Source organism: Halomonas sp. 707D4, assembly GCF_024158685.1.
Classification (GTDB): Bacteria; Pseudomonadota; Gammaproteobacteria; order Pseudomonadales; family Halomonadaceae; genus Vreelandella.
Map to the genome: position 1 here is coordinate 1 of NZ_JAMZBD010000144.1, position 6,893 is coordinate 6,893.

5 protein-coding genes and 2 pseudogenes are annotated in these 6,893 nt (G+C 66.0%); 4 read left to right on the forward strand and 3 right to left on the reverse strand.

What is annotated here, in order from left to right:
- Positions 1-114: 114 nt before the first annotated feature.
- The 3 genes and pseudogenes from BIS11_RS08080 to BIS11_RS08090 all read right to left on the reverse strand — a co-directional run.
- Positions 115-486: pseudogene (locus BIS11_RS08080) on the reverse strand (response regulator transcription factor); the annotation flags it as partial.
- Positions 483-1,574, reverse strand: coding sequence for an ATP-binding protein (locus BIS11_RS08085; protein WP_253422523.1), 1,092 nt, complete (start codon positions 1,572-1,574; stop codon positions 483-485). The gene BIS11_RS08085 and the pseudogene BIS11_RS08080, both read right to left, overlap by 4 nt.
- 14 nt (positions 1,575-1,588) lie before the next feature.
- Positions 1,589-3,079: a TrkH family potassium uptake protein gene (locus BIS11_RS08090; RefSeq protein ID WP_253422521.1), complete on the reverse strand. Its 1,491-nt coding sequence runs from the start codon at positions 3,077-3,079 to the stop codon at positions 1,589-1,591.
- A 246-nt stretch (positions 3,080-3,325) separates the two neighbouring features.
- Between BIS11_RS08090 and zwf the strand changes: the two genes are divergently transcribed.
- The 4 genes and pseudogenes from zwf to BIS11_RS08110 all read left to right on the forward strand — a co-directional run.
- A complete protein-coding gene (zwf, locus tag BIS11_RS08095) occupies positions 3,326-4,819 on the forward strand; it encodes a glucose-6-phosphate dehydrogenase (protein WP_253422519.1) in 1,494 nt (497 codons plus the stop codon).
- Between the two features lies 1 nt (position 4,820).
- Positions 4,821-5,486 carry a 6-phosphogluconolactonase gene (pgl, locus tag BIS11_RS08100; protein WP_253422517.1) on the forward strand — a complete coding sequence of 222 codons (666 nt, stop codon included), beginning with the start codon at positions 4,821-4,823 and terminating at the stop codon, positions 5,484-5,486.
- A 42-nt stretch (positions 5,487-5,528) separates the two neighbouring features.
- Entirely contained in the window at positions 5,529-6,191 is a 663-nt protein-coding gene (locus tag BIS11_RS08105) for a bifunctional 4-hydroxy-2-oxoglutarate aldolase/2-dehydro-3-deoxy-phosphogluconate aldolase (protein WP_253422515.1), read from the forward strand.
- A gap of 192 nt (positions 6,192-6,383) precedes the next feature.
- Positions 6,384-6,893 (forward strand): annotated as a pseudogene (locus tag BIS11_RS08110) (solute:sodium symporter family transporter); the annotation flags it as partial.

The following is a 6,893-nucleotide window of genomic DNA, read 5'->3' on the forward strand; positions in this document are numbered from 1 at the left end:
GCGATACTCGCCAGCGGCTATGCCGCGGTGCTGAGCGCACTGGTCGGGTTCGTCACTTTCAACTTCTTCTTCACCGAGCCGCGCTACTCGCTGCTGGTGTCCGGCGAGGGCGGGCCGGCGCAGCAAGGCGCGCACGCGAGCCAGAAGCTCCTCGATACCGAAAGGCTTGGTGACGTAGTCGTTCGCGCCGGCATCGAGCGCCTGCACCTTCTCGGCCTCGTGGCCGCGCACCGAGACGATGATGACCGGCACGTCGCTTGCGCGGCGTATCGCGGCGAGCACCGCCTGGCCCTCCATGTCGGGAAGCCCCAGGTCCAGCAGCACCAGGTCGATCGGCTCGCCTGCTGATGCCAGCACGGTCTCGATGGCCTGTGCGCCGGTCGCCGCTTCGCTCACCGCGAAGCCCTGGGAGCCCAGGCTGATGCGCAAAAACTGGCGAATGGCGCGCTCGTCGTCCACGACCAGCACGCGGAATGTCTCGTTCATGCGTCGTACCCCGCGCCGGACGGCGCCGTGTAAGGGCGAAGCGGCAGGCGAATCACCATGGTCGTGCCGCGCCCTTCGGGGCCGGCCTCGGCGACTACCTCGCCACCGTGGGCGCCCACCATCCCCTTGCAGATCGCAAGGCCCAGGCCGCTGCCGTGGGGACTGCCGTCGCCGGTGTAGAACATCTCGAACACCTTCTCGCGCATGGCCGGGGCAATGCCCGGGCCTTGGTCGGTCAAGGCGATGATCATGTGACTCGCCGTCTCGTCGGTGGCGGCGCTCATCTCGAGCGTGCCGCCCGGCGGCGAGAAGCGCGCGGCGTTTTCCAGCACGTTGACCAGGGCCTGCTCGATCAGCGCCGGATGAACGTACAGCAGCGGCAGGCTGCCCGCCGGCCAGCGCTGGAGGAGCGTCACTCCCTCCAGTGCCGAGGCCAGGCGGCGGCGGGCGGAGGCGACCATGTCGTCGAGCGATACCCAGTCGCGCTCGATCTTGAGCTCACCGTGGCCCAGGCGCGTCATGTCCAGCAGGTTCTGGATGTAGCGGTCCAGGCGCTGGCTCTCGCCGAGCACGCCGTCGAGCAGCTCGCGCCGGTCGACGGGACTCAACTGCGCGTCGAGGGCGCGCAGCGAGCTGGCCGCACCGATGATCGAGGCAAGCGGCGTGCGCAGGTCGTGGGAGACGGAAGCCAGCAGCGCCGAGCGCAGCCGCTCGCGCTCCTCGGCCAGGCGCGCGGCACCGAGTGCCTGCATGCGGCGGCGGCTTTCACCGGCGACCCGGCCCACCACCAGCGCGACCAGCAGGAAGAAGCAGAGTGTCAGCAGCTGCTCGCGTTCGGCCACCAGCAGCGAGTAGCGCGGCTCGGTGAAGAAGAAGTTGAAAGTGACGAACCCGACCAGTGCGCTCAGCACCGCGGCATAGCCGCTGGCGAGTATCGCGCAGGCCAGCACGGCGCTTAGGAACACCAGCGACAGGTTGGCCAGCGCAAGCCAGGCCTGCAGGCCCGCGCTTGCGATCAGTGCCAGCAGGTTGGCCATCAGCACGCAGCCAAGCTCGCGACGGCGGGGAAGACGATACCAGGATGGCAAGGGACCTCCTTCGGTCAGCGCCGCCAGAACATCGGCGTCATCAGCACCACCACGGTGAGAATCTCGAGCCGACCCATCAGCATGCCCAGGCACAGAAGCCACTTGGCCGCCGCCGGCAGGGTATAGAAGTTGCCCGCCGGGCCAATGACATCGCCAAGGCCCGGGCCGACGTTGGCCACCGCCGTGGCCGCGCCGGACACCGCCGTGACCAGGTCGAGCCCCAGCGCGGAAAGCGCCAGCGCCAGCACCGCGATGGTGATGAAGAAGAAGAACGAGAAGGCGACCACGCCCCGGGAGATGTCGCTGGTCACCGGCTGGCCGTTGTAGCGCGTGGTGAACACACCGTTGGCGTGGATCAAGTAGCGCAGCTGGTTGCGCAGCATCAACAGCGCGATCTGGAAGCGAAACATCTTCATGCCGCCGCTGGTCGAACCGCTGCAGCCGCCGACGAAGGTCAGGTAGAAGAATGCCGCCACGGGCAGCGACCCCCAAAGGGTATAGTCGTCCGAGGCGTAGCCGGTGGTGGTGACCACCGAGATGACGTTGAAGGTGACGTGGGTCAGCGAAGCGAACCAGGGGTCGCCCTGAAGCACGCGCCAGACACTGAGCACCAGGATCGCCGCCAGCAGCAGTTTCAGCAGCCCGCGTACCTGCTGGTCCTGCCAGAGCGCGGCGCGGGAGGTGCGCAGAAAGCGGATGTAGAGCACGAAGGGAAGCGCCCCGCACAGCATGAAGAAGCTGCCCATCCACAAGAGCCAGGGCTTGTCGGCGTAGGCGCCGAAGGAGGCATCGGAGTTGGCGAAGCCGCCGGTGGCAAGCGAGGTCATGCCGTGCACGATGGCGTCCAGCGGCTGCATGCCGCCGAGCCAGTAGCTCGCCATGGCCAAAAGCGAAAGGCCGACGTAGATGCCGAGCGTGGCCTTGGCGATGCCGCCGGTGCGCGGCAGCACCTTCTCCGACCAGTCCGAGGATTCGGTGTGAAAAAGGCGCATGCCGCCTACCTTGAGAAAGGGCAGGATGGCGATCCCCATCACGATGATGCCGATCCCGCCGAGCCACTGCATCAGACCTCGCCACAGCTTGAGGCCATCGGAAAGATGCTCGATGCCCACCATCACCGTGGAGCCGGTGGTGGTGATCGCCGAGACCGATTCGAACACCGCGTTGGTGAGGCTGAGCGCCGGCGCCCCGAGAATCAAGGGCAGGCTCGCAAAGAGGCTCACGGTTGCCCAGCTGGCCGCGGTCAGCACGAACATCTGCCAGGGCCTGAGCTCGAGCGGCACGCGGTGAGTCGCGGCGAGCGCGGCGCCGGAAAGCCCCAGCACGATCGCCATCGCCTCGAGAAACGCGTAGGCATCCGGGTCGCGCTCCAGGAGCAGGACGATCAACGGCAGCAGCATGAACAGCGCCAGAATCACCCACAGTACCGCGACGATCCGAAGGATAGGCGCCCAGTGGCGAATGGCCTCGCGCGGATGGACGACACTCGGGTGGGAAAGGGACATGACGGGGCCTCGATCGACGGGACGTTGCCATCTGAGCATGCGATGACATAAAAAGTCTGTAAAAAGTGTCGAGGCGCTCGACGCCGGGCGCCCGCGTTGTGCAGTATCGTCGACTAACGGCCCTCGGGCCGTTGGGTTAGCGTTTAGTAGTAAAATTACATTCATTCATTGCGCATGGCCGCCGCTATCGGATAAATTTTAGGTAATTAAACGACGTCGAGCGGCGCCAGGATTCAAGGAGTCACGATGAGCCAGCCCCCATCCCCCCTAGGCGATCCGCAGCACGCGATCGATCTGGCGCTGTTCGGCGCCTTGGGCGACCTTGCCCTGCGCAAGCTCTTCGTTGCGCTTTATCACCTCGACCGTGAAGGGCTGATGCCCGAACAGACCCGCATTCTCGGCCTCGCCCGCCAGGAGCACGACACCGAGAGCTTTCGCCGGCTGGTCGGCGCCGCGCTCGAAAAGCGCCTGAAGCCCGACGAGCAGGACGCCGCCTGCCTTGAGCGGTTTCTGAACCGGCTGGAGTACCTGAAGCTCGACTTCAAGAGCCCTGAGGGCTACGTCGGCATCAAGCAGTGGCGTGAAGGCGCCAAGCGCCCCATGGTGGTGTATTTGTCCGTGGCTGCGCGCATCTACGGCGACATCTGCCATCACCTGGCCGAAAGCGGCAGCCTCGATGACGACAGCCGCGTGGTGGTCGAGAAGCCGATCGGCTACGACCTCGAGTCCTCCCAGGCGATCAACGACGCCATCGGCGCGGTGTTCCCGGAAGAGCGCGTCTACCGTATCGATCACTATCTCGGCAAGGAGACGGTGCAGAACCTGATCGCGCTGCGCTTTGCCAACCCCTTGTTCGGCACCCAGTGGAACCAGAACCACATTTCCCACGTCGAGATCACCGTGGCCGAGAAGGTCGGCATCGAAGGGCGCTGGGGCTACTTCGACGACGCCGGCCAGCTCCGCGACATGGTGCAGAACCACCTGCTGCAGCTACTTTGCCTGATCGCCATGGACCCGCCCTCGAATCTCGACGCCGACGCCATCCGCGACGAGAAGGTCAAGGTGCTCAAGGCGCTCAAGCCCTTCACCGGCGAGGCACTGGGGCGCGACGTGGTGCGCGGGCAGTACATCGCCGGCACCAGCGACGGCCAGGCGGTGCCGGGCTATCTCGAGGAAGAGGACGCCAATACCGAAAGTCGCACCGAGACGTTCGTGGCGATGAAGACCGAGGTGGCCAACTGGCGCTGGGCCGGCGTGCCGTTCTACCTGCGCACCGGCAAGCGCATGCCGGAGAAGCTCTCCCAGATCGTCATTCACTTTCGCCAGCAGCCGCACTACATCTTCGACCCGGACCAGCGCGACATCGCCTCCAACAAGCTGATCATTCGCCTGCAGCCCGAAGAGGGCATCGCCCTGCAGGTGCTCACCAAGGACAGCGGCCTGGACAAGGGCATGCGCCTGCGCCCGGGGCCCTTGCACCTGGATTTCAACAGCGCCTTTCCCAAGTCGCGCATCCCGGATGCCTACGAGCGGCTGCTGCTGGAGGTGATGAAGGGCCAGCAGTACCTGTTCGTGCGCCGCGACGAGGTCGAGTTCGCCTGGCGCTGGTGCGACCGGCTCATCGAAGGCTGGAAGACCCGCGAAACGCCGCCCAGGCGTTACCCCGCCGGCTCCTGGGGGCCGGTGGCGTCGATCGCCATGATCACCCAGGACGGACGCAGCTGGTACGAGGACTACTGACATGAGCGAGTTACGCAAGGCGCTGGCCGAACAGCTGGCCGAAGCGGTTCACCAGGCCCTGGTGGAAGACCTGGAGCGCCAGGAAAACGTGCTGCTGGTCGTCTCCGGCGGCTCCACGCCGGTGGCGTTCTTCCAGGCGCTGGCGGCCAAATCGCTGCCCTGGTCACGGGTCCAGGTGACCCTGGCCGACGAGCGCTGGGTCGAGGCGCAGAGTGCCGACAGCAACGCCCGGCTGGTGCGCGAGCATCTATTGGTGGGGGAGGCGGCAAGCGCCGACTTCATTCCCTTGACCAGCGAAGCCGAAACGCCGGAGCAGGGCGTCGACGAGGTCACTCGGCGCATCGAGCCGCTCGCCTGGCCAGCAAGCGTGGTCATCCTCGGCATGGGCGGCGATGGCCATACGGCGTCGCTGTTCCCGGATAGCCCGGAGCTCGGCCTTGCCATGACTACCGACGAGGCGCTGGTGGCGGTGCGCACCCCGAGCCAGCCCCAGCCGCGCATCACTCTGAGCGCCGATCGCCTGCACCAGGCGCGGCGCCATTTTCTGCACATCACCGGCGACGACAAGCGCGCCGTGCTCGGCGCCGCCCTGGCGGGAGACGACGTTCGCGTGCTCCCCGTTCGGGCCTTTCTGAGCTGCCCGCTGGCCATCTACTGGGCGCCCTGACACCGCGCCCCGCAAGCCTTCGATTTCGACCTGGAGACCGACATGAGTATCGATAAACAGCTGCCTTCCACGCGTACCGCAGAGCTCGACAGCATCTGCCTCAAGGCCGAGGTCATTCCGGTCATCACCATCGACCGCCTCGAAGACGCCGTGCCGATGGGCCGCGCGCTGGTCGAAGGCGGCATCACCGTGCTGGAAGTGACGCTGCGCACTGACTGCGCGCTCGAGGCGATCAAGCGTATGAAGAAGGAGCTGACCGGTGCCAGCATCGGCGTGGGCACCGTGCTGACGCCCGCCCAGTACCGCCAGGCCGAAGAGGTCGGCGCGGACTTCATCGTCACGCCCGGCACCACCGAGGCGCTCTACCGCTACGGCGTGGAAAGCCCGGTGCCGATGCTGCCCGGCGTCTCCACAGTGTCCGAGCTGATGACCGGCTGGCAGTACGGCTACCGGCGCTTCAAGTTCTTTCCCGCGGAATCGAGCGGCGGCGCCAAGGCGATCAAGGCGATCGGCGGACCCATCGGCGAGGCGCGTTTCTGCCCGACCGGCGGCATCACACTCGACAACGCCGAGGAGTACCTGAAGCTTCCCAACGTGATGTGCGTCGGCGGCTCCTGGCTGACGCCGAAATCGCTGGTCGAGGCCGAGGACTGGGCGGGCATCAAGAAACTCGCCCAGGAGGCCGCCGAGCGCTTCCACCACTGACCGCTTCCCGCAAGCCACACGACCCAGGCCAGCCGCCTGGGTTTTTTTATGCCAGTGACCGGTGCCGAGGTCGTTAGCAGCGTTACGACCAAAGAGGGATAACCCGGCTGAATCGATTAGCCTAAGATGCCTTCATATTGTCTGACATATAGGCGCGGCAGGGCTGTGCCGACTACACGGAGGTGAGCGAACATGCATCTGTTGACCCTGGCATCCTTTCTCTTCTTCACGGGGCTAGTCGCCTTCGTGACCTGGCGCATCACGCGCCGCGACGACCACTCCAGCACCAGCGGCTATTTCCTGGCCGGGCGCAGCCTGACCTTCCCGCTGATCGCCGGGTCGCTTCTGATGACCAACCTCTCCACCGAGCAGATGGTGGGGCTCAACGGCGCGGCGTTTGCCGACGGCCTGAGCGTGATGGCCTGGGAAGTGGTGGCGGTGATCGCCCTGGTGGCGCTGGCGCTCTTTTTCCTGCCGCGCTTTCTGAAAAGCGGCATCGCCACGCTCCCGCAGCTTCTCGAGATTCGCTTCGACAAGACCACCCAGTTGATCACCAACGTGATCTTCCTGATCGCCTACGCGGTGATCCTGTTGCCGATCATCCTCTACTCCGGCGCCATCGGCCTTCAGGGCATGCTCGATCTGCCCGGGCTCACCGGCATTCAGTCGACCACCACGCTCTTGTGGCTCACGGTGTGGATC

What these genes read in the sequence shown, in the direction of transcription:
- BIS11_RS08090 (WP_253422521.1), bottom strand. Translation starts at nt 3,079, where the DNA reads ATGTCCCTTTCCCACCCGAGTGTCGTCCATCCGCGCGAGGCCATTCGC.
- pgl (WP_253422517.1), top strand. Translation starts at nt 4,821, where the DNA reads ATGAGCGAGTTACGCAAGGCGCTGGCCGAACAGCTGGCCGAAGCGGTT.
- BIS11_RS08105 (WP_253422515.1), top strand. Translation starts at nt 5,529, where the DNA reads ATGAGTATCGATAAACAGCTGCCTTCCACGCGTACCGCAGAGCTCGAC.
- zwf (WP_253422519.1), top strand. Translation starts at nt 3,326, where the DNA reads ATGAGCCAGCCCCCATCCCCCCTAGGCGATCCGCAGCACGCGATCGAT.